Raw genomic sequence first — 23,292 nt, 5'->3', positions numbered from 1 at the left:
AATGGTAGAAGTTAAAAGTAGGGAAGGTATAATGCTAGATTATTTAAGGGGGGGTTAGATGAATATGCAGAAACAAATATTAGTGGTTAATAAAGAAACAGAAGAAAAACTTGAAGAAATAACGTTTAACTGTGGGTATAACATAGCCTTTACGAACCTAACTGACGACGGAAGCATAAGACATGTAAGAAGTTTGGATAATGGAAAGTTTGGAGAAAAGCACTGGATTATAAGCTATATTTATAAACCTATAGCTGAAAAGCTAGTTAAGAAATATCAAGAGCTGAGACATATAAGACCTACACGAATACTTTTCATAGAAGAAATGGACTGGATACCACCAGACTCTATAAAACCTAAAAAGCATTGGGTAGCTAAAGCTTCAAAAGCTAATAAGCATCTAAGTTCAATGATCGGATATGACTATGTAATGGAAACTAGAAGTTACTTTATAGAAAGAATATCTAGATCACAAATAATAGAACTCTTATGTCATGAGCTAAGGCAAATAGATGAGTATGGAGATATAGCTTCACATGATGTAGAAGATTAGGATAACTTAGTAGCTACATTAGGGAAAGATTGGGCTACAATTAGATAAAATAGACAGAAAAGAAAAAGCTTTTATATATGGTTGAAGGTAAAGGCTGATAAAAAGGAAATTGATAAGATTAAAAGGTAGATTAGCCCTTCCTTATATGGTATGATTTACTAAAAAGGAGGAATTAAAATGAAAAAAGTCATATTATTTCTAAGTTTATCTTTAGTCATGACTCTTATGGGATGTAATTCTAATAAAGATACTGGAAATTTAAATAGCTCTGTCATTCAAAAAAGTGAAGATGAAAAAATGCATGTTGAACAAGAGGAAAAGGAGATTGAAGAACCTAAAGTTACAGTTATTGAAAAAGGACAGACGATTACAGTAGACGATTTTTGTGAATTTGTAATCAATGATATTAAATTTGGAAAGACAATAAATCCACCAAATCCAGCATCTTTTTATACTTATTACGAAGCAAAAGAGCCAAACACAACCTATCTAGATACTGTTATTAACATAAAAAGCTTACTAACATCTGGAAGGAGTGCAGATGAGTTCATGTCTGTAGAAGTTATTTATAATGATAAATATAAATATTCTACATTTAGCACTATAGAAGAAGATAATGGAGGAAGCTTTACTTATACGAATATAACATCTATTGAACCACTTAAAAATGGGACACTACACTTTTTAGCAGAAGTTCCTGACGAGGTAGAGCAAAGTAATGGCAAGTTAGCTTTAAAAATAAACGTAAATAATCAAGAGTATCAATGTAACATTAGATAGTTTTAGTAAAAGGGACACTATTCGTCAGTGTTTTTTGATGTTTCCTCAAGTAATATTGTAACTTTTAAGATGTCTTTCTTTATGTATGAAATTAAAAGCTAATGTATTGTTTACAATATATTAAGCTTGTTCAAAAGACAAAAGTTAAGAATTAAAACTTTATCAGGTAAAGCCAAGGTTAAGGCTAAATACTAGCTTCCCGATAATCTAGTATAATCCTAAAGGGAGATATTTTGGATACTAGTAGAATTCAATGAAAATTAGGATAAAGTAATAATATTTATATAATGCTTGAAAACTTTGTATATATCTAGTAATATATATAGGAATATAATTAAAGGAGGTGTCATTTATGGAAAGTAAAGCTTTAGATAGTCTTGAATTTAAGCCAAGTTGGATAGGTGTTGTACCTGATATAATTTTACTTTTTTTTCTTGTAGGAATAGTTACTTTACCGGTTAAGGTTCTAAAGATTATTAATACTAAAATAGTAGTAGACAACGGAATGATATATGGTGAAACAGGTATACTAAAAAAAGATACACAAAACAGTCCACTAAAACACATTCAAAGTGTAAGAGTTGAGAAGTCTTTATTTGGGAGAATATTTGGATATGGAGATATAATTATTACAACAAGTGGAGATGGATATAAGTACAGTACTATGGCAGAGCCTGAGAAAATAAGAGATGCAATCAATAGCCGTATTTAAACAGAATGAGAAAAAAGCACGTACATAAGGAAAGGCTTTTTTATACTTCAAACAAAGAAACTTAAAGGATATTGATTATTTTATTAAGGAAAATCTTTACTTGCTCAATAAAAAAGAAAATTAACACAAAAAGACACTTTTAAAAGTGTCTTTTTTATGCCCTGAAAGGAGGTGACAAATTGCTCTTGTAGTAAAAGAATTATAGTTAAAGAAAAGGAAATGAATAATATGAAAAAGTAGATTAAATACTCCTTTTATGGTATCATCTACTAGAAAGGGAGGTTTTTAAATGAAAAAAGTATCAATTTTACTCTGCATGTTTTTCACAATGTTCATATTTGCTTCTTGCAGTGGAAATACAGAGACACCTGAACAGGCAACAACTAACGCATTAAATGCAGTAAAAAGCCTAAATAAGCAGGAAGCTGAAAAATATTTTACATATAGTGATTTAATTAAAGAGAACAGTTCAAAAGAAGACTTATTAGAAAATGAAGAGACTTTAAAGCTTATGCTTAAGAATTTGAACTTTAAGATTTTATCTTCTGATGTAAAAAATGATAGTGCCGTTGTAAAAGCAGAGATTACCAGCATAGACATGAAACCTATTTTAGGAGAGTATATAAGTCAAGCATTTTCAACTGCTATGAGTAATGCTTTTGTTCAAGATGAAAACAATAGTGAGGATGATGAAATGGAGCAAATTTTCATCGATCTACTAAAAAATGAAGATAATAAGCTATTAACATCTGTTGTAGATGTTAAGCTAACAAAGGTAGAAGGTGTTTGGAAGTTAGATATGGATGAGAGCTTGAAAGATGCAATATTCGGAGGATTGATTAGTTCTACTGAAGGTTTTGGTGGAGGGAATAAACTAAATGAAATAAATAATTATATTGTTGGAGATTTATGGAATGAAGGATTCTGTGATATTGACTCTTACTTAAAAATTGGTAAAAATAGCGTTGGAAAGACAATGGATATTGATCTTACATTAACTCAGTTAGATGAATCAATGAGCAAAAAACCTGAATATGACACATATATAAATGGATTAGAGGATGAAAAATACTCTAATTTAAAAATGATATGGGGAAAATTATCATCTGAAATTGATAGATTATACGGATTAATAAAAGCTAAGAAACCAACTGCAAATGCTAGTGATTATGAATTTGACACAGGATTATTTAGTCAATATTTAAATGCTTTTTCAGATGAAATATCAAAACTAGATGAATAAATTTTCAAAAAGCACTCGCTCTAAAGTGAGTGCTTTTATTATGTAAAAAAACGAGGTGATTAAATGACAGGTGTATCAATCTCACTAAAGATGTTCGATATGATAACCCGCCCTTTACAACAAGTTACTTAAGCCATGCATTTAACAGTGAATATTATGGATGATTTAAGTAATTCAACTAATAGAGATATAAAGCTTACTAGAAATTTAGAAGGTGCAAGAGTAGCAATAAGAAACGTAGATATAGGTCTAAAACAGATGTCAACAGAAACAGAAAGAACTAGAAACGCACAAGAAAGAATGAATAATATTCTAGGAAGTGGAAGTAAAGATACTGATTCTCTTACGAGGAATATAAAAAGTCTTGTAGGTAATTATACAGGATTACAAACAGCTTTAATAACTTTGTTTCTATACAAGAAATCTAAAGTTAATTATAGTAGGGTTTTATTATGTAATAAAATCATAGTTTGGTTATATATATTTGTAGTGATTTGGAATTAAAAGCTTTAAAGGACATTTTAAATACTTTGGTCGAATGAAGGAAGCTTAGCATATGATGGTAGCTAAGATGTAAGCTTAGTTTTAAGTAGAGTTTATAAGACCGAGCAGGTATCTAAGTTGTTTAATTTAAAAGATAATGTAAGCGAAATACTGAAAGAGTTAGGGTTATAGCATAATACAATTCATACCCGTGTAAAGGAAAAGTTGCTAAATATCGAAAAACGAGTAATATTGTATGAAATTTAATGGGGAAATATGGAGCAATTAGTGTATAGTGGACATGGCAACATTATAATTAATTATGGAGGTAGGTCATGAAAAAATTATTATTATCTATTATTACATTAGTTCTAGGATTAGCTTTAGTAGCATGTGGACGAGATAGTACACCAGAAAAAGTAGATAACCCTGATGTGGAAAATCAATCACAATCTGAAGAAAGTCCAAAAACAGAAGTGTTTAACATCGGAGATACTATAAAGATGGGAGATTTACAATTCACTGTGCATGAAACGAGAACTTCAAAAGGAGGAGACTTTATAAAAGCTCCTGAAGGAATTAAATATGTATATATTAATACTACAGTAGAAAACACAGGAAGTGAAGAAGAAGCAATAAGTTCTGTAATGATGTTCAAATTAGTTGATTTAGAGGGTACTAGTCATAATATAGCTATTGTGGAAGATGCTAAAGGTCAAGTTGACGGTTCGTTAGGAGCAGGAAGAAAAGTAAAAGGTGAGCTAGTATATAAAGTACCAGAAGATCAAAATGAATTTGAACTAGAGATAAATCCATCTTTAACAGGCAAAGGTATTGGAGTAGTAAAAATTACACTACAATAATCTGCTAATAAAAGCGTTAATGATACTTAAAAGTTATTAAAATTAAGTTAAATATAAAAACTAAGACAAAATAAGGGACTAGCAATAGTCCCTTTTCTTATGTCTATTTTTATAAGAAGTGAGGTGTGAAATGGAAAAAGAAATTATAAAACTAGCTCTAAGTCAAGGATTGTGGGCTAGTTTATTTGTGGTTATGCTTTTCTATGTACTTAATACAAATGGGAAAAGAGAAGGTAAGTATCAGAATATAATAGATAATCTAACTAAGAAATTTAATATTGTAGAAGAAGTACAGAAAGATGTTAAAGAAATAAAGAATAAGATATTCAAATAGGAGATGATGGTGTGCAGCTTTTAGATTCCGTAAATCAAAGTTCTATAATTTTAATTTCTACACTATATATAATAGGAGTATTTTTGAAGAATACAATGTTAATAAAGGATAAGTATATACCTATAGCTTTAATAGCTATAGGTATTTTTAGTTCTATAGGGCTATCAGGATTAAATGTTAATTCTGCATTACAAGGAATACTCGTTACCGGTGTAGCAGTCCTTGGTAATCCGGCCATAAAACAACTTAAAAAAGATGAGTAGGTGATCATTATGATTTATAAAATTCAACACGTTAGAAAAAGAAAACATATTAGATCAGGAACTAAAATTATACCCACGTCTATAACTATTCATAGTACAGCTAATCCAAAAAGTAAAGCACAAAATGAAAGAGATAAATTAGATAGAGAAGATAATTTAAGAGAAGCTAGCTTTCACATTGTAGTAGATGAGAAAGAAGCTATAGAGTGTATTCCACTTGATGAAAGAACTATTCATGCAGGGACAGGAAATAGTAGTTCTATAAGTATTGAAATGTGTGAAAGTGGAAGCAGACAAAAGGTTATAGATAATACAGTTACATTAGTAGCTAAACTGCTAAGAGAAAGAAATTGGGGAGTAGATAGACTTAAAAGACATTATGATTGGACTAAGAAAAATTGTCCTAGTATATTAAGTTATAATAACTGGCAAGGATGGATTGAATTCTTAGCTTTAGTAAAAATAGAATTAGAAGGAGGAAGCAAAGATATGACTAGGGAAGAGATTATAAATATAGTAAGAGAGATTATAACTCCAAGTTTAAAAGGAGAAGGTCAGAACTCAGACCATTGGGCGTATAAAGACTTAGAAGAATTGAATCAATTTTTATATCAAAATAAAGTGGAAGGAATAAGCAGTAGTAACCTAAATGACAGGGCTACAAGGGGCGAAATGATAGCTATAGTTAATAGAATTAGAAAGGGTATATTAAATTTAATTAAATGACATTAAAAGTGAAGGAATTTATAGCATTGAAGTAAGTTCATCTAGTGTAAGAGCAAATACGGATAGTATTGTAAATGGATATTAAGACTAAGAGGCATAGTTCTACGGTAGTTCAAGTGAGCGGACTATATAAAGTACAAGTCGGAGAATTTAATGTAAAAAATAATGTAGATAGATTGACTAATAAACTAAAGACTAAGGGATATCAAGCTATAATAGTATACTCTTAAAAAATAAATATGCTTAGGGTGTAGATTATAAAGTAAACTATGGTTTATATCATCTTATATAACTGCTCACTATATAATATTCATAGGCAAAATTTTTATAGTAAGCAGTTGTATAAATTAATTAATATATTATATATATTAATTGTTTACAAAAAACATATATTTTGATATAATGTAAAAGGATTATATGTTTTTTTATGGAGTGATATTATATGTTTAAAGATCCTAGAGTTATTATCCCTGCCATATCCTTAATTTTAGCAATAGCAATTATAGTATCTCCTATATTTAAAAGAGTGCTTAATATTTATAGTTTAACTGCATATTACTACTTGATACTAAGTGTTACTCTATATATCACCATAGATGTTTACATTAATTATAAAGAGATTCATAATTTAGCTATTTTCTTGTCAATAGTAGGAGTCTATTATGTGATTTTTTTACTTAAATCTCAGAAATATATAGATTTAATCAATGACAAACTTAACAAGCAACTTATTTTAAAAAAACCTCATATATCATTAGAATGGATGAAGGAGGCAACTAAGCTAGTACTGACATCTACGCATAATATACTTATATTAACTATAACTATATTCGCAATTTATGCTTATTCAAATTTTTTGATAAGATTTATATCGAATATATTTTTTTATGGAAAAAATGATATTAAAATAGATCTAAAATTTATAGGACTAATTACTGTTTACAGTATGGCGCTTATGTTAAAACCATATAGCTCGCATTTACATAATAAAAGGGCTTCAGAAATACAAAAACAGTCTAATGGAATTAAAATATTCTTGTATAAGTTAGCTAAATATTTAAAATATCAGGATGATGATGGGAAAATAGATTCTCTAAAAAAGATATATATAAATAATTGTTTAATGGACATAGATATTAACCAAAAATTAGCTAGCTTCTTCATTGATATAGAAGGTGAAGAAGAGAAAAGTTATATTGATTGTGTTAAAGATTTTCTATTATATATAGTACTAGAGTTAAAAGATGAAAATTTATTTAATAAATACGTTAGTTTATTTCAAAAGCATCATATTGTAGATGACAGCTTAATAGAGGATATAAATAATAAAATATTATTAAACAAAGATAAGTTAAAACCAGAACAATATCCTATAGGAGTTTCTGTAATGAATAATATACTAAGAGTCAAGAACTTTTTTATAAAATAATTTATGAGATATTTGTTCAGAATATCTTCTATGAAGTTACTTTTAGTTATTTCGAGGAGTGGTTTAGAAATTTTGTGATTTGTAGTTGAATTAAGAGCTTAGATATTGGTGGTGATAGAATGGTGGACAAATTATTGTATGAATATAAGCAAATTTTCAGTTTTAATAAGCGTTATTTTAGATATTTTCATAAATGGAAAGTGTTATTAACGTTTTTTATCATATTAGCATTATGGTCATTAATGTATGTATTAATAAAATTTTATAATATAACTATACATGAATTTATTAAACCTTTACCATTACTATTAGTCATGCATACTCTATATAGAGAAACAAACAGAGTTGTTAAGGACGTACATAAAATGAGCTCTGCTAAAGATTATAATGAAAAATGTAAAAGCTTATTCCAAGATAGAGTAAAGATGAATAAAATTGATGTAAATAATAAAGAACAAATGGATATGTTACTTAAGATAATAGATAGCGAAATAAAAGAATTAAAACCTAACTTTATTCTTAATAGAGGTATCATTGCTGGTTTATTTGCCCCATTATGGATCTGTTATATTGAAAGTATTTATAATACTGAGGTTCAAAATGTACAAGATGCAACTTATCTATTTCTAACTTTTTCAGTCTTATTAATAGAATTATTGATCATTGGTTATCAATTAAAGCAATTCATATATGATGATATTATCTCTGATTATGGGAAGCTAAAGAGAATGAGTAACTTATTGAAAGAGGCTTATCTTATTAGTTTAAATTCTAATCTTGCTAAAATAGAATAATAAAAGTTGCTAGGAGATATGTGGGATGAATGAAACTTCACTATACCATAATTAATTATATAGTTTACTATAAATATTTATGACTAAGATTATGATGTGTATGATACAATATACAAAAATAATGCTGGAGGATAGCAGTATATGATAAAGCATATAAAAAGGTTTACAAATGAAAATAAATATGGAAAACTTAATGGGGAAATTTATGATAAGCAAAAGTACAGAGAGTTCAAAGATATAAGCTCTGCAAAGACATGGGGGCAAGAATATTATACAGATTGGTCTGAAAAATATAAGAAAACAATGAGAACTTCTAACTCAATTCTAAACATGGGTTTATCTGGCAACCCTATTGAATGTTACTGTGGAAATACATATAGAGAAATCAATCCCTATTTGAGGTTTGGTAAAGATGATAAATTTAGTCATTACCGTGAATTATCACATATTTTAACGCTAGTGTTAGGAAGTGCTCCAAGAATACCAGAAAACATTGTTGTCTATAGATTAGTGGGTGATACGTTTATTAAGAAACTTATTGAGAATAATAATAAAAATTCTTGTATTGCTACACAAGAAAAGGCATTTCTTAGCACCAGTCTTCTTTCTGATATTGTAAATTCTGGCGAAGCATATACTAATCACAAGAATATGTTAAAAATATATGTTGAGAAAGGTTCGGTAGGAATATATGTGAATACTGTAACTTTCAGAAATGAACAAGAAATTTTACTTTATCCAAATGGCTATTTATCAATGATAGAATATCCATATTTCGATAAGCGATTAAATAAAATGATATACGAATGTCAACTTATATATCTAAATGTATTATAACAGTAAATTGTTACGAGTTTACTATTTTTTATTTTACATTAGATATTTATTAGTTTTATGTCAAAGAATTTGTTAGTAAAGTCATTAAAGATAACGTCTATGTACCTATTCTTCTGTACCTATATCGTTCAAGATACCTTTAGCTTCATCAGTAGGCATACTCCATCTTTGACTTAAATATCTAATAGCAGCTGATAATTCTCCATCAGCACCACCGAATTGCTCTAAAATCATTTGTGCAAGAGCTGGATTACAAGTATCAACTCTTACTGGATATTGCAGTTTTTTCTCATAAACCCACATAAACTAACCTCCTTATCAAAATTTTTCATCCCATGGCCAAGGACTATTTATATATTGCCAAGGGAACTTACTCATACCCTTATTTGTTAAAGGCCCAAAATTACATTCATATACTTTTATTAGCTCTTTAGACTTTTTTGCTAAAGTATTATGAAGTCTTAGAGCATGCTCATCATCAGGATGAGTAGCTAGATATAAGCTAGTTTCAAGTAAAGAAAAATCTATCTCCATTATTTGCATCAACAAAGCTTTTCTTTCACGATTCATAAACATTACCTCCTAACTAACATTTTTTACCGTCTTGTCTAATATAATAAGGTAAGTGTAACTCAGGAAACAGAGTTCCTCTTTTAAGAGCGTCTTCTGGACAATAGACCTTATCCATAGTCTGAAAAGGAACATAAGCATGAGCCAATTTATACCTAGAGTTAGGTTTTAAACAATCGGGTGAAATATATCTTGGTTTCTTTTTACAATCATCTTTATACACTTAAATCCCCCCTTAAAAAAACTGGTACAATAATATATTACTCATTAAAGCCTCAATGGTTACTAAAAAGGGTATAAAACAAGGTTTAATTTAATATAATTATGTTTAAACTATAATTAATTAGGTATATAAATAATACATAAAAATAAAAATGAGAGATTAGGAAAATCAAGGAGGAAGCAAATATGAATGAATTAACAGCAGAAAACTTAAGATCAGCTTTTGGAGGCGAAAGTCAGGCACATATGAGATATAAATCTTGGGGAGAGAAAGCTAAGCAAGATGGATTTCCAAAAGTTCAGATATTATTTGAAGCTATATCATATGCAGAGGAAATACATGCAAAGTCACATTTTAGAGTACTTAAAGATGTAAAAGGAGAATTTGAAGTTACATCAGGAGGAGCATTTGGACTGGGAACTACTTCAGAGAATTTAGAATTAGCAGCAGCAGGGGAAAGATTTGAAGTAATGGAAATGTATCCAGGATTTATAAAGGAAGCTAAAGAAAATGGAGAGAAAGGTGCAGTAAGAAGTATGGAACTTGCACTAGAGGCTGAGAAAACTCATGAGGCACTTTATTTAAAAGCTAAAGAATATACTGATAGTGGTAAAGATATAGATTTTGAGAATATTCACGTATGTGAAGTTTGTGGATATACTTCACATGGTGAAATGGTAGACAAATGTCCTATTTGTAATGTAGGAAATGATAAATTTAGAGTATTTAAATAAATGTAAAAATGATTGATGGATATTAATTCATCAATCATTTTTTTTGCTTAAATACTACTAATTATATAAGATTGGGGGAAAATAGAGAGGAATAAAATTTGAAAGGATGAATATCTTGATATCTAAATTATTATTAATAGCTATCGCTCCAGCTATATCAATAGCAATAGTAGTATATATAAGTGATAAATATGAAAAAGAACCTATACATTTGTTGATAAAAACATTTATACTTGGTGCACTTTCAGTTATACCAACTCTTATAGTTGAGAGGGCACTTACAATATTTAATATATTTCCTGGACTCATAGGAGTCTTCTATACATCTTTTATAGTTGCAGGATTTACAGAGGAATTCTTTAAAAGATCTGTAATCGTAAACTTTATATACAAAAATAAAAACTACAATGAAAGATTAGACGGTATAGTGTATAGTATTTTTTCAGCACTAGGATTTGCTACTATAGAAAATATAATGTACGTTGTCTTTAGGTTTAACTATAATGCTTACGTTGGACTTTATAGAGGTATACTATCTGTTCCAGCACACTGTATATTTGCAGTATCTATGGGATATTACTTATCTCTAGCAAAGTATTCTAAGGATGAAGTAAAGAAGAGGTCATATTTAAGAAAGTCTCTATATATACCTGTAATATTGCATGGAATATTTGATTTTATATTAATGAGTAATGTACCTTTATATAGCATACTATTTATACCATATGCTATATATTTATGGAGAAGTAATCAAAAGAGAATAGATAGATATATATTAGAATCTAAAAACAATAATGAAGATAAATAGGTAGACTCTTATGTAATATAAATAATGAAGTGTTATGTAAAGAACATATGTCTAAAATGAAAAAGGCACAAAAAATTCTGAGGCACGCTTTGTATATACAACAATGATCGGGGTGAGAAATTTGCAGATTATAAAAGAGCTCTTTTTTAATATAAGAATTATGGATGTTATAGATATAGTTATAGTAGCCATAGTTTTTTACAAACTATTTATGCTTATAAGAGAGACTAGAGCAGAGCAATTACTAAAAGGTATATTTTTATTACTTGTAGCCGCAAAAATAAGTGACATTTTAGAACTTTATACACTTTACTGGATTTTAGAAAGAGCCATGACAGTTGGAGTTATAGCTATACTAATAGTATTCCAGCCAGAATTGAGAAGAGCTCTAGAGTATATAGGAAGAACTAAACTTTTTTCAAAGTCAATAATAGAACTAGAAGATGAGCATATACAGAGTGTAATAGAGGAGATAGTGGAAGCCACAGCATCGCTTTCAAGACAAAAAATAGGTGCACTTATGATAATGGAGAAAGAAACTGGATTAAACGAGGTAGCAGAGACTGGAACAAATATAAGTGGTAAAGTATCCAGTGAACTTTTAATAAACATATTTATACCAAATACACCTTTACATGATGGTGCAGTTTTGATAAAAAATGATAATATAAAAGCAGCAGCATGTTTCTTACCTCTAACAGAAAATCCTAATCTTAGTAAAGAACTTGGTACTAGACATAGAGCCGCACTTGGTATAACAGAAAGGTCAGATTCAGTTGCAATAATAGTTTCAGAAGAAACAGGTACTATATCTATTGCAGAAAAAGGAAAAATAAAACGATATATAGAGCCAGAGACACTAAAAAAAGTACTTATAGATGTTTATAAACCAGATGTACAAAAAGTGAACATATTTTCAAAATGGAGGAATAAAAATGAGCAAAATCAAGGATAGCAATACAACTATAAAATTACTGGCTCTTTTTATTTCTATAGTACTATGGTCTTACGTTAGAGGAGAGGTAAATCCTAAAATCATAAGGGAATTTAAGGATGTAAAAGTAGATACAATAAATGAAAGTCTAATAAAAGATGCAGGACTTGTATTATTAGAACCTGAAGATATGACTGTATCCATAAAAGTATCAGGTAGAAGAAATGACATAAACTCTTTAACAGCAGAAGATATTACAGCAGAAGTAGATTTATCAGATATATCAAAAGGTACACATAGAGTACCTATAGAAGTAAGGGTTCCATTTAGAGTAGATTTAGAAGATATAAGCAAAAGATATATTTCATACGAGGTAGATACTTTAGGAACCAAAGAAAAAGAAGTAACTGTGAGAACCATAGGGAACTCTACAGGAGGCTATAGTATAGGGGAGGGAAGCATATCACCCGATACAGTAAAACTAAGTGGACCAGCTTCTTTATTAAATAGAGTATCTAAAGTAATAATAAATGTAGATATAAATAAGATGGTTTCAAATGGAAAAATGACACTACCCGTTGTAGCACTAGATTCTAAGGGGAAGGAAATAAAAGGGTTAGAGATAAATCCAAGTACTGTAGAAGCATCTTTACCTATATTAAAGACAAAAAAAGTACCTATAAAACCCAAATTTAAAGGTGCTATCAAGCCAGAATATAAGATAAGTAAAGTTGAGACAAATCCATCTACAGTAACTATAAAGGGACTAGATAAAGATATAAAAAATATAACTTCTATAGATACTAATGAGATAGATTTAAGTACGATTTCAAGTGATCAGGAAATCAATACAAAGTTAGCATTACCTAAAGGTGTATTACTAGAAAATAATAAGAATCAAGTTGCAGTAAAGATACAAGTGGAAAAGACTATGAGTAGGCAGGTAGAGATACCTATTGAAGAAGTCAGCATAGTTAATCTTAAAGATGGCTTAAAAGCAAATATACAAGATCAAATAGGAACAATAGTAGTTACACTAAAAGGCAATGAGAAAGTTTTAAATAAACTAACACCACAAGATATAAAATTAAAGCTAGATTTAAATGATTTAGATGAAGGTGTTTATAATTTTAAACTTAATATTTCAACTTTGGAAAACGTAGAAGTTCAAAGTATAAGTCCGAGCACATTATCAGTAAACTTACAGAAACTTGAATAATATAATGTAGTATAATATAGAAGAAAAGAGTGTGAGGATGTTGGGTAAGTACAGGATATGTGAGAAAATTGATAATATCTTATTAGAAATAATAAAAAAGCTTCCTTTTATTATAATAGGAAACTTAATGTGCTCTATAGCAATTAATGGTTTTTTTATACCTAATAAGATATTGAGTGGTGGTGTGACAGGTATATCTATACTAGTTCAATATAAGTTTGAAGTACCAATATCTATAACTATAATAGTAATAAATTTACCACTACTAATACTAGCAGCTAAAAAACTAGACAAAAAAATGATAGCATATACACTAATGTCCATACTAGCAACATCCATTTTATTAGATATAACTAAAGATATATACAAATATATAAATATAGACGATATACTACTGGCAGCGGTTTTTGGTGCAGTTTTCAATGGTTTAGGAATGGGTCTGTTATATAGAAATAGAATACTGCAAAGTGGTGTAGATGTAATAGGCGCTATGCTAAAAAAATACTATAATATAAGTATAGGATCTACACTTATGGGTCTAAATACTGTGATAGTTGCAATATCATCAACCATGTTTGGAATTAAATTTGCTATGTATACAATAATATCAATGTATATAGGATACCAAATAGTTGATAGAGTACAGGTAGGATTTAATACTAAACAAAATGTATTTATAGTATCAGATAGATGGGAAGAACTAGCACATGTTATAATGGCTAAAGTGCATAGAGGAGTAACATTCTTACAGGGAGAAGGTGCTTACACTAATCATAATAGAAAGATGATATACTGTATAGTTACCTCAACTGAAATAGCAAAAATAAAAGCAATAGTTGAAGAAATAGATCCGAATGCTTTTATGACTATACATTCTGTTCAAGAAGTTAAAGGTTCAGGATTTAAGCAGCTAGGATTATAAAATTAAATATATGAAAAAAGAAAGAATTATGTTAATATATAGATTTTAAAGGAGGAATAAAATTTGGGAAGATTATTTGGAACAGATGGAGTAAGAGGAATAGCAAATAAAGAATTAACATGTGAACTAGCATATAAAATAGGTAAAGCAGGAGCATATGTATTAACTAAAGGCAAAAAAGATGCCAAAATCCTTGTAGGAAGAGATACCCGAATATCAGGAGATATGCTGGAAGCTTCATTAGTAGCTGGAATATGTTCAGTAGGAGTAGATGTCATATCGTTAGGTATAGTACCAACGCCAACAGTATCATATTTAGCTAGAAAATATGAAGCTGATGCAGGAGTAGTTATATCAGCATCACATAACCCTGTTGAATATAATGGTATAAAGTTTTTTAGTGGGGAAGGATATAAACTCCCAGATGAAGTTGAAGATGAAATAGAAAAACATATAAGTAACGAATTATCAGATATTCCTCTGCCTACGGGTGATGAAATAGGTGTAAGACATATAAAGCAAGATGGTATAGAAGACTATATAGACTTTGTAAAAAGCATAGCAAGTACGGACTTTAAAGGAATTAAAGTTGCTATGGATTGTGCTGAAGGAGCTTCATATTATTCTGCACCAGAATTATTTAGAAGACTGGGAGCTGAAGTACATGTGATACACAATAATCCAAATGGAAAAAATATAAATAAAGAATGTGGATCTACTCACTTAGAGCAAATTAAAAAGTTTACAGTAGAAAACAAGTGTGATATAGGACTAGCCTTCGATGGAGATGCAGATAGATGTCTTGCTGTAGATGAAAATGGTGAAGAAATAAATGGAGATTTCTTAATGACCATTATTGCTAAGAATTTAAAAGATAAAGGAAAACTAAAAAATGATACTTTAGTTACTACTGTAATGAGTAATATGGGATTAGACATAGCGTGTAAAAGAGAAAAAATAAATACGATAAAAACTCAAGTAGGAGATAGATATGTACTAGAATGTATGTTAGATGGTGGCTATAAGCTTGGAGGGGAGCAATCAGGACATATAATACTACTCGACTATAATACTACTGGAGATGGATTAATAACAGCAGTAGAGATAGTTGAGACATTAAAGGAAAGTAATAAAAAGTTATCTGAACTTAAAAGTATAATGAAGAATTTACCCCAAATATTAGTGAATGCTAAAGTTACAAATGATAAGAAAGATATACACTTAAAAGATGAAGAAATAGTATCTGAAATAAAGAAATTAGAAGATACTTTACAAGGTAAAGGAAGAGTACTTATAAGAGCTTCAGGAACAGAACCATTGGTTAGAGTAATGTTAGAGGGAGAATGCATAGAAGAAATAACTAATATGGCAGAAAGTTTGGCTAAGTTAATAGAAAAAAAAGCAGAATAATATAAAATAATAAAGGATAATCTATGCTAAAATTAAGATAACAATTTGAATTTAAGTGTAGATTATTTTTTTATTAACATATATAGTTTTAATAAAGAAGACACATTTGAGGAAGGAGTTTACTATGATTTTTAAAAAGCAAAAGAACTGTAGTGAAATGAACAAAGTATCTAACTATGTAATATCTAAACTTAAAGGGGAAAATCTTGACAGACCTGTACTAAACTATGAGAAACATGAAAAAATACTTAAATTGTTTGAAAATCTTTTGGAGAGTAATAAAATTAATAATGAGCTGATTTTAAGTCTCATAAAAAATGCATCATCTTTAGGTGATTTTGATACAAATATGTCTTTTATATCAGGAAAAATGGACGATGTATCTATAAAACTATCAGACTTTAGTACTTCGAATATGGCAGTAGTAGAAGAAACTACTGCTAGTATGAATCAAGTAAGTGACTCAATAAGCAATAGTACAAGCATACTAGAAGATTTATCTAGTAGAGCAAATAACTTAATAAACTTAAATAAAGAAAACAATAAACAATTAAAAGAGATGGAAGAGATAAAAAATATAGTAACTGAAAATTCTAAAATAATGGATGAGAAAATAAATACCCTAGAAGATATGTCTAGAAAAGTAGATAATATGGTTGAAGCTGTAGGGTCTATTGCAGAACAAACAAATTTATTGGCACTTAATGCTAGTATAGAAGCTGCTAGAGCAGGAGAACACGGGAGGGGATTCGCAGTTGTTGCAGAAGAAATAAGAAAACTAGCGGAGGATACAAAAAATAGACTTACAGATATGCAACAGTTTACGGACAATATAAGATTAGCAACTCAAGAAAGCTTAGAAAGTGTAAGTAAAACAGCAGCATCTATGATAGATATGAACGAAAAAATGGAACAATTTAATGAAACCTTCGAAAGCAGCATAGAAGATTTGGAAGGTACGGTAAATGGTGTTATGGATTTATCTAGCATGATGGAAGAAGTAAATGCATCTTCAACAGAGGTAAATGAAGCTATGAATTCGGTAGCGTCAGATTCAGAAAAGATAAACTTTATGACAAGGGAGATATTAGGACATTCTCACCAAACTATGCAATATTCTAAAAAAATTGGTGATATAGATAAAGCTATATCTGATATAGTAAGAAAATTAATAGAGGTGTTGAATAATGGAACATCGCCAGTTTCTAATAAAGACTTATTAAATATAATAAATAATGCTACTAAAGGTCATATGATCTGGATTGAAAAGTTAAAAGGTATAGTTGAAACTGGGGAAATAAAGCCTATACAACAAGATGGAAACAAGTGTGAATTTGGCCATTACTATAAAGCTATAAATGTTAGTAATCCACAAATATCAGATGCTTGGAAGTCTATAGATAGCATACACAAAGACTTACATAAAAAAGCAATCTATGTAGAAGAGGCCTTAAGAGAAAATGATACTAAAAAGGCTAAGCAAATATACATAGAAGCGGAAGATTTATCGAAAAAGATTATGGCCATATTTGAAGAAATAATAAAAAAAGTTAATGATATGGACAAAAGAGGGGAAAGTGTTTTTTAAGGTATTACTTGAAGCTATTAGAAGATAGCTTCAAGTAATACCTTAATTATTATGCATATAGTTTTAATAATATGAGCTAGATAAGCCTATACTAAGGATATAACAGTTTTCAAAAAATGTTTACATCTAGAAAAAAATGTAATATAATTATTTTTGAAAAAATCTAATACAATAAAAAGGAGGATAAGAGTTAAAGCGCCAGGACTTTTTAAAAGTTGACGAGGACAGGGTTTATCGAATAATCGGCGGATGCCCTGCGTTTGACCAACGATATAAACCTTACAAAAACTAAAAGCAATTTTAGTGACAAAAGGGTTAGGTCATGGATTTTTTCAAACTTCTAAAAATTGAAGGGAGAAAATAAATTATGTGTGGAATTGTAGGATATATAGGAAATAAGGAAGCCTCAGGAATATTAATAGAAGGACTTTCTAAGCTAGAATATAGAGGATATGACTCAGCAGGAGTTGCAATAATAAATGAAAGTGGAATAACAATAAGTAAAACTAAGGGAAGATTATCGAATCTAGAGAAAAAATTAAGAGAAAATCCGATACAAGGAAAATCAGGAATAGGTCACACTAGATGGGCAACTCATGGGGAGCCATCTGACACTAACTCACATCCTCATTTTAACAAAGATCAAAGCATAAGTGTAGTTCATAATGGAATAATAGAGAACTATATGTATTTAAAAGAATGGTTAATATCAATTGGATATGAGTTTAAATCAGAGACAGATACAGAAGTAATAGCACATCTTGTAGACTATTATTATAAGGGAAATATAGTAGAAGCAGTTTCAAAAGCTGTAGAAAAGTTAGAAGGTTCATATGCATTAGGAGTTATAACTAGTAATGAACCAGAAAAACTAGTAGCGATAAGAAAAGACAGTCCACTTATAGTAGGGTTAGGTAAAGGAGAAAACTTCATAGCATCAGATATACCAGCTATATTAAATCACACAAGAGATATATTTTTGTTAGAAGATAAAGAATTAGTTATATTAACTAAGGAAAATGTAGAAATAATGACACTTGAAGGAATGAAAGTGGAAAAAGAGCTGTTTCATGTAACATGGAATGCAGAGTCAGCAGAAAAAGGCGGATATGAGCATTTTATGATAAAAGAAATACACGAACAGCCAAAAGCTATCAAAGATACTTTAACTTCAAGAATAATGTCAAATTCGGATGAAATAAAGCTAGATGATATTTCAATTACAAAGGAAGATATCCAAAATATCGATAAAATATTTATAGTAGCTTGCGGTACAGCTTATCATGCTGGAATGGTAGGAAAATATGTTATAGAAAAGTTAGCTAGGATACCTGTAGAAGTAGATATAGCATCAGAGTTTAGATATAGAGATCCAATAATTAATGAAAAAGCTTTAATGATAGTAATAAGTCAATCAGGAGAAACAGCAGACACATTAGCTGCTTTAATAGAGGCTAAAAAACAAGGAGCTAGAGTAATAGCGGTAACCAATGTAGTAGGAAGCTCGGCAGCTAGGGAAGCAGATGATATACTTTATACTTGGGCAGGTCCAGAAATAGCTGTAGCCTCTACAAAAGCATATACAACTCAGCTTGTTGCTATGTATGTGATAGCCTTATATCTTGCTAAACTAAATGAAAATATATCTATAAAAGAGTATAGAGAAATAAGAGATGAATTGTTGAAGTTGCCAGAAAAAGTAGAGAAGTTATTAGAAGAAAAAGAAGAATTACAAAAATTCGCAAATAATAATCACATGCATAGAGATATGTTCTATTTAGGTCGTGGATTAGATAATGCAGTAGCGCTAGAAGGAGCATTAAAGTTAAAAGAGATATCATATATTCATGCAGAATCATATGCAGCTGGAGAATTAAAACATGGACCAATAGCACTTATAGATAAAGATATACCGGTTATAGCACTTGCAACACAGGATGAACTATTTGAGAAGATGGTTAGTAACATAAAAGAAGTAGTTACTAGGGGGGCAAGAGTTATAGCAATTGCATTTGAAGGAAATGAAGATATAGAAAAGGTAGCAGAACAAGTAGTATATATACCAAAAACTATGTCATTACTTTCACCAATACTATCAGTAGTACCATTACAGCTACTGTCATATTATGTATCGGTGACCAGAGGATGCGATGTGGATAAACCAAGAAACTTAGCAAAATCAGTTACAGTTGAATAGGAAATCTTATTTCCTGGGAAATGATGTCGAGTTAAAATGAATTTTTTAATAAATTCACAGAAAGAGAAAATCTAGGTTAAATATTTAGATTTTCTCTTTTTCTATTTTTTAAAGTAAATTAAAAAGAAGGTTAAAAATATTAAGCTTTATCTAATAGTTTCCCTATTAAAAAATATTAAATTATTACTATTTTATTTTATGTTTTATCTGTAATGATTTCTCATATTGTGATAGAATATATCTTATAACTTATTACAAATAACAAGGGGGAATTTTAGAATGGACGTTGAGCCGAGGAGTATTATAGCCGAGTTACTGCTCATATTAATACTTGTCTTAATTAATGCTTTTTTTGCAGCTTCAGAAATGGCAATGGTATCAATAAACAAAAATAAAATCAATAAACTTGCAGATGAGGGTGACAAGAAAGCTCAATTACTTATTAAGTTGATGTCAGAACCAAGTAGATTTTTATCAACTGTTCAAGTAGGAATAACACTTGCAGGTTTTTTAGCAAGTGCTTCGGCCGCTACAAGTGTTTCTGAAAGATTATCAGGAGTATTAAGCAATTTAAATATTCCAGGAAGTAAAAATATTTCTGTTGTGATAGTAACAATAATTCTATCTTATATTACATTAGTTTTTGGTGAGCTATTTCCAAAGCGAATTGCTCTTCAAAAATCTGAACAAATTGCTATGTTTAGTGTTAAGCCAATTTTATTTGTTTCTAAGCTTACGCTACCATTTGTTAAGCTTCTTACATTTTCAACAAACCTATTATTAAAAGTTACGGGTATAGATCTTAACAATTTAGAAGAAAAGGTATCAGAAGAAGAAATACGCTCTATGATAGAAGTCGGTGAAGAGAATGGAGTAATTAATGAAATAGAAAAAGATATGATAGATGGAATATTTGAATTTGATGATACACTAGCAAAAGAAATAATGACGCCTAGGACGAATGTTTTTGCATTAGAAATTAACACGCCTATAAGAGAAATGATTAGTAAAATTATTTCTGAACAATATTCTAGAGTTCCTATATATGAGGAAGATACTGATAATATTATAGGTGTTTTATATATGAAAGATTTATTTGAATATTTAGCTAAACAAAAAATTGATGAATTAAAAATTAGAAATATATTACGTTCAGCATACTTTGTTCCTGAAACTAAGAATATCGATGCCTTGTTTAAAGAACTTCAAAATACCAAAAATCATATGGCTATTTTAATTGATGAATACGGTGGCTTTTCAGGTATTGTAACTATAGAAGATTTAGTTGAAGAAGTTATGGGTAATATCCTAGATGAGCATGATGCGGATGATGAAATTATAACAAAAGTTGATAATAATACTTACGTTATAAGCGGATTAACTTCAATTAATGAAGTTAATAATGCTTTACATCTTTCATTACCATCAAGTGACTTTGATACTATAGGAGGATTTATGATAGATCTTCTTGGAGCAATACCAAGTGAAAATGAAGAGCATATTGTCGAATATGAGAATTTAACATTTAAAATTGAAAAAGTTAGTGAAAAAAGAATAGAAGAGTTGAAACTATATATTAATTAGTACAGATTAATATATTCATATATGAACAGGAGAAAATCAGGAGATATATCTTAGATTTTCTCCTTATTTATATACAAAAAACTATGAGGAATAAAAGGAAATTAAAGTGTTAACATGAATATTATTGGCATAGTTAGAAGGTATTTGTTGAGGATATATAGAATATTAGATAACGATTGTAAGTCAAAGAGGATATGATACTAAACTATTGTCAAAATCGAAGGGATGTAATTATGAATGATATACAAAAACATAAGGGAGTTATACTTAGAACTAGATATAGATGGAATTATAAAAAATATAACTTCAAACTGTATGGAGATTCTAGGATATGAAAGGCAGTTAATAATAGGAAAATCCATTAATGAATTTGCTGTAGAAGAAATAGATTTAAATACTTTTAAAGATAAGGGTAACTCAGAGGAACTATATGTTTTACTAAGAAAAAGTGATGGACAAACGATACATATGGATACTAAGTATGAGTGCATTTATAATAAAGAAGAAAGTCAGCAGGTAAATATATCATTAATAGATGTTACAAAGTATGTATTAGAAGAAGAGAAACTGAAAATTTTGTTACAAATTTGTGAGAAATCTAATGATATGATATATTCTATTGATTTAAAGCCAGAGCTTAGATACAATTATTTGAATCCTGCTATGGAAAAAAACTTAGGATATACTACACAGGAACATATCGATGATCCATTACTCGTATTCGAAATGACTTATCCCGACTATTATGATATTCAAAGCAAAAAGAAATCAGGAGAAATAGACTTTAATAAACCTGTAGTTATGAAATATAGAAATAAATTAACAGGAAAATATATTTGGTTTGAGGACTATGTAAATCCAATTTATAATGAAGCTGGAGAGCTAGTTCGACTTTATGGAATAAATAGAAATATACAAGAAAGAAAAGAATTAGAGGAAAATTAATATATATGAGTTATCATGACACATTAACAGGACTTTTTAACAGAGCATATTTTGAGAAAGAAGTAAAAAGATTAAATAATGTCATAAATACTAAAATAGGAATTTTAGTTTGTGACTTAGATAATTTGAAAGAAATAAATGATGAATTAGGACATAAACGAGGAGATCAATTAATTAAAGAATCTGGTAAAATTATTGAGAAGAGTTTTAAAAGGTGTTCAGTATTTAGAATTGGTGGAGATGAATTTTCAGTTATTTTAGATAATCTAGGATGTAGGGAAGTTGAAGCAAAGATAAGTAATCTAAAAAGTCAAATTAATAGATATAATAAAAGTGAGCCTAAGATCCCAATAAAAATATCTATTGGCTTCTCTTATTCTGAACACTCTTTAGGACAAGTTAGTAAAGTATTTAAAGAAGCTGATAGAAATATGTATAAAGATAAACTAAATAATAAAATAGTATAAAAGAGTAACATAAACTTAGCAGGGTATAATTACAACTAGTATATACTTAAAAAAGGATGGTGTCTTATATGTCAAAAGATTTTTATAAAGCTGTAAAAGATAGAAGATCAATACGTGAGCTTATCAAAGAATCAACCGTTTCTGATGAAAGAATACTAGAGATAATAGAGAATGCAATACTTCATACGCCTTCAGCATTTAATTCCCAAACTGCAAGAGTCGTTGTTCTATTTAGAGATCATCATGATAAATTATGGGATATAGTAAAAGAATCATTAAGAAAAATAGTTCCAGAAGAAAAGTTTTCTCCTACAGAAAAAAAGATAAATTCTTTTAAAAATGGATACGGTACAATTTTATTTTTTGAAGATATTAGCATAGTAAAATCACTTCAGGAACAGTTTCCTACTTATAAGCATAACTTTCCAGACTGGTCTCAACAAGGGTCAGGAATGAATCAATTTGTCATATGGACATCCTTGGCAGTTGAAGGACTAGGAGCATCATTACAACATTATAATGAACTTATAAAAGATGAAGTAAAAAAAGAATGGAACATTCCAGAAAGTTGGGAGTTAATATCTCAAATGCCTTTTGGAAGGTTTACTGAACAAGCAGGAGAAAAAGAATTTATGCCGATAGAAGAAAGACTCAAGGTATTTAAATAGTTTAAT

28 protein-coding genes are annotated in these 23,292 nt (G+C 29.2%); 25 read left to right on the top strand and 3 right to left on the bottom strand.

The annotated features are described in order from the left end of the window. Positions 1-58: 58 nt before the first annotated feature. The 13 genes from CURI_RS11030 (at position 59) to CURI_RS10975 (ending at position 9,017) form a co-directional block, all read left to right on the top strand. On the top strand, positions 59-553 hold the full coding sequence (locus CURI_RS11030; protein ID WP_014968344.1) for a putative metallopeptidase: 495 nt from the start codon (positions 59-61) through the stop codon (positions 551-553). Positions 554-730: 177 nt separating this feature from the next. Further along, positions 731-1,333: a hypothetical protein gene (locus tag CURI_RS11025; protein WP_014968343.1), complete on the top strand. Its 603-nt coding sequence runs from the start codon at positions 731-733 to the stop codon at positions 1,331-1,333. Between the two features lie 352 nt (positions 1,334-1,685). Beyond that, positions 1,686-2,045, top strand: coding sequence for a PH domain-containing protein (locus CURI_RS11020; protein WP_014968342.1), 360 nt, complete (start codon positions 1,686-1,688; stop codon positions 2,043-2,045). A gap of 289 nt (positions 2,046-2,334) precedes the next feature. Next, complete coding sequence (locus CURI_RS11015; protein WP_014968341.1) at positions 2,335-3,288, top strand: hypothetical protein; 954 nt, start codon at positions 2,335-2,337, stop codon at positions 3,286-3,288. A gap of 156 nt (positions 3,289-3,444) precedes the next feature. After that, positions 3,445-3,792 carry a hypothetical protein gene (locus CURI_RS11010; RefSeq protein WP_014968340.1) on the top strand — a complete coding sequence of 116 codons (348 nt, stop codon included), beginning with the start codon at positions 3,445-3,447 and terminating at the stop codon, positions 3,790-3,792. 314 nt (positions 3,793-4,106) lie between these two features. Further along, positions 4,107-4,634 carry a DUF4352 domain-containing protein gene (locus CURI_RS11005; protein ID WP_014968339.1) on the top strand — a complete coding sequence of 176 codons (528 nt, stop codon included), beginning with the start codon at positions 4,107-4,109 and terminating at the stop codon, positions 4,632-4,634. Between the two features lie 130 nt (positions 4,635-4,764). Continuing rightward, the gene (locus CURI_RS11000) at positions 4,765-4,968 is read left to right on the top strand and encodes a BhlA/UviB family holin-like peptide (RefSeq protein ID WP_014968338.1); all 204 of its coding nucleotides are present in this window, start codon (positions 4,765-4,767) and stop codon (positions 4,966-4,968) included. A gap of 11 nt (positions 4,969-4,979) precedes the next feature. Then, on the top strand, positions 4,980-5,231 hold the full coding sequence (locus CURI_RS10995; RefSeq protein WP_014968337.1) for a phage holin family protein: 252 nt from the start codon (positions 4,980-4,982) through the stop codon (positions 5,229-5,231). 9 nt (positions 5,232-5,240) lie between these two features. After that, complete coding sequence (locus tag CURI_RS10990) at positions 5,241-5,957, top strand: peptidoglycan recognition protein family protein (RefSeq protein WP_014968336.1); 717 nt, start codon at positions 5,241-5,243, stop codon at positions 5,955-5,957. Positions 5,958-6,031: 74 nt separating this feature from the next. Beyond that, positions 6,032-6,187 carry an SPOR domain-containing protein gene (locus tag CURI_RS15430; protein WP_081580442.1) on the top strand — a complete coding sequence of 52 codons (156 nt, stop codon included), beginning with the start codon at positions 6,032-6,034 and terminating at the stop codon, positions 6,185-6,187. Positions 6,188-6,621: 434 nt separating this feature from the next. Further along, a complete protein-coding gene (locus CURI_RS10985) occupies positions 6,622-7,386 on the top strand; it encodes a hypothetical protein (protein ID WP_144276025.1) in 765 nt (254 codons plus the stop codon). Positions 7,387-7,751: 365 nt separating this feature from the next. Beyond that, positions 7,752-8,180, top strand: a complete 429-nt coding sequence (locus CURI_RS15675; protein WP_144276024.1) for a hypothetical protein — start codon at positions 7,752-7,754, stop codon at positions 8,178-8,180. A gap of 141 nt (positions 8,181-8,321) precedes the next feature. Beyond that, positions 8,322-9,017 (top strand): ADP-ribosyltransferase, encoded by a 696-nt coding sequence (locus tag CURI_RS10975; protein WP_014968333.1) that lies wholly within the window; start codon positions 8,322-8,324, stop codon positions 9,015-9,017. Between the two features lie 105 nt (positions 9,018-9,122). Here the strand turns inward: CURI_RS10975 and CURI_RS10970 are convergent, their stop codons facing one another. The 3 genes from CURI_RS10970 to CURI_RS15670 are packed head-to-tail and all read right to left on the bottom strand — an operon-like array spanning position 9,123 to position 9,810. Continuing rightward, the gene (locus CURI_RS10970; RefSeq protein ID WP_014968332.1) at positions 9,123-9,320 is read right to left on the bottom strand and encodes a manganese catalase family protein; all 198 of its coding nucleotides are present in this window, start codon (positions 9,318-9,320) and stop codon (positions 9,123-9,125) included. Between the two features lie 15 nt (positions 9,321-9,335). Next, the gene (locus tag CURI_RS10965) at positions 9,336-9,587 is read right to left on the bottom strand and encodes a spore coat protein CotJB (protein WP_041701796.1); all 252 of its coding nucleotides are present in this window, start codon (positions 9,585-9,587) and stop codon (positions 9,336-9,338) included. 16 nt (positions 9,588-9,603) lie between these two features. Next, the gene (locus CURI_RS15670; protein ID WP_041701795.1) at positions 9,604-9,810 is read right to left on the bottom strand and encodes a spore coat associated protein CotJA; all 207 of its coding nucleotides are present in this window, start codon (positions 9,808-9,810) and stop codon (positions 9,604-9,606) included. Between the two features lie 185 nt (positions 9,811-9,995). Between CURI_RS15670 and CURI_RS10955 the strand changes: the two genes are divergently transcribed. From CURI_RS10955 to CURI_RS10900, 12 genes are all read left to right on the top strand, one after another. Then, entirely contained in the window at positions 9,996-10,544 is a 549-nt protein-coding gene (locus CURI_RS10955; RefSeq protein ID WP_014968330.1) for a rubrerythrin family protein, read from the top strand. Positions 10,545-10,650: 106 nt separating this feature from the next. Beyond that, on the top strand, positions 10,651-11,352 hold the full coding sequence (locus CURI_RS10950) for a PrsW family intramembrane metalloprotease (protein WP_014968329.1): 702 nt from the start codon (positions 10,651-10,653) through the stop codon (positions 11,350-11,352). Between the two features lie 121 nt (positions 11,353-11,473). Continuing rightward, positions 11,474-12,307, top strand: a complete 834-nt coding sequence (gene cdaA, locus CURI_RS10945; protein WP_014968328.1) for a diadenylate cyclase CdaA — start codon at positions 11,474-11,476, stop codon at positions 12,305-12,307. Further along, entirely contained in the window at positions 12,288-13,505 is a 1,218-nt protein-coding gene (locus CURI_RS10940) for a CdaR family protein (RefSeq protein WP_014968327.1), read from the top strand. The genes cdaA and CURI_RS10940 overlap by 20 nt, the downstream gene beginning before the upstream one ends. A gap of 37 nt (positions 13,506-13,542) precedes the next feature. After that, positions 13,543-14,427 (top strand): YitT family protein, encoded by an 885-nt coding sequence (locus tag CURI_RS10935; protein ID WP_014968326.1) that lies wholly within the window; start codon positions 13,543-13,545, stop codon positions 14,425-14,427. A 63-nt stretch (positions 14,428-14,490) separates the two neighbouring features. Then, complete coding sequence (gene glmM / locus CURI_RS10930) at positions 14,491-15,837, top strand: phosphoglucosamine mutase (RefSeq protein ID WP_014968325.1); 1,347 nt, start codon at positions 14,491-14,493, stop codon at positions 15,835-15,837. Between the two features lie 124 nt (positions 15,838-15,961). After that, positions 15,962-17,425 carry a methyl-accepting chemotaxis protein gene (locus CURI_RS10925; protein WP_014968324.1) on the top strand — a complete coding sequence of 488 codons (1,464 nt, stop codon included), beginning with the start codon at positions 15,962-15,964 and terminating at the stop codon, positions 17,423-17,425. A 367-nt stretch (positions 17,426-17,792) separates the two neighbouring features. Further along, on the top strand, positions 17,793-19,622 hold the full coding sequence (glmS, locus tag CURI_RS10920) for a glutamine--fructose-6-phosphate transaminase (isomerizing) (protein WP_014968323.1): 1,830 nt from the start codon (positions 17,793-17,795) through the stop codon (positions 19,620-19,622). A 279-nt stretch (positions 19,623-19,901) separates the two neighbouring features. Further along, positions 19,902-21,206, top strand: coding sequence for a hemolysin family protein (locus CURI_RS10915; protein WP_014968322.1), 1,305 nt, complete (start codon positions 19,902-19,904; stop codon positions 21,204-21,206). Positions 21,207-21,443: 237 nt separating this feature from the next. Beyond that, positions 21,444-22,151 carry a PAS domain-containing protein gene (locus tag CURI_RS10910; protein ID WP_014968321.1) on the top strand — a complete coding sequence of 236 codons (708 nt, stop codon included), beginning with the start codon at positions 21,444-21,446 and terminating at the stop codon, positions 22,149-22,151. Between the two features lie 5 nt (positions 22,152-22,156). Continuing rightward, a complete protein-coding gene (locus tag CURI_RS10905) occupies positions 22,157-22,618 on the top strand; it encodes a GGDEF domain-containing protein (RefSeq protein WP_014968320.1) in 462 nt (153 codons plus the stop codon). Between the two features lie 68 nt (positions 22,619-22,686). Beyond that, positions 22,687-23,286 (top strand): nitroreductase family protein, encoded by a 600-nt coding sequence (locus CURI_RS10900; RefSeq protein ID WP_014968319.1) that lies wholly within the window; start codon positions 22,687-22,689, stop codon positions 23,284-23,286. Positions 23,287-23,292: the final 6 nt, after the last annotated feature.

Source organism: Gottschalkia acidurici 9a (assembly GCF_000299355.1).
Classification (GTDB): Bacteria; Bacillota; Clostridia; order Tissierellales; family Gottschalkiaceae; genus Gottschalkia; species Gottschalkia acidurici.
This window is presented reverse-complemented; position numbering and strand designations above follow the sequence as displayed.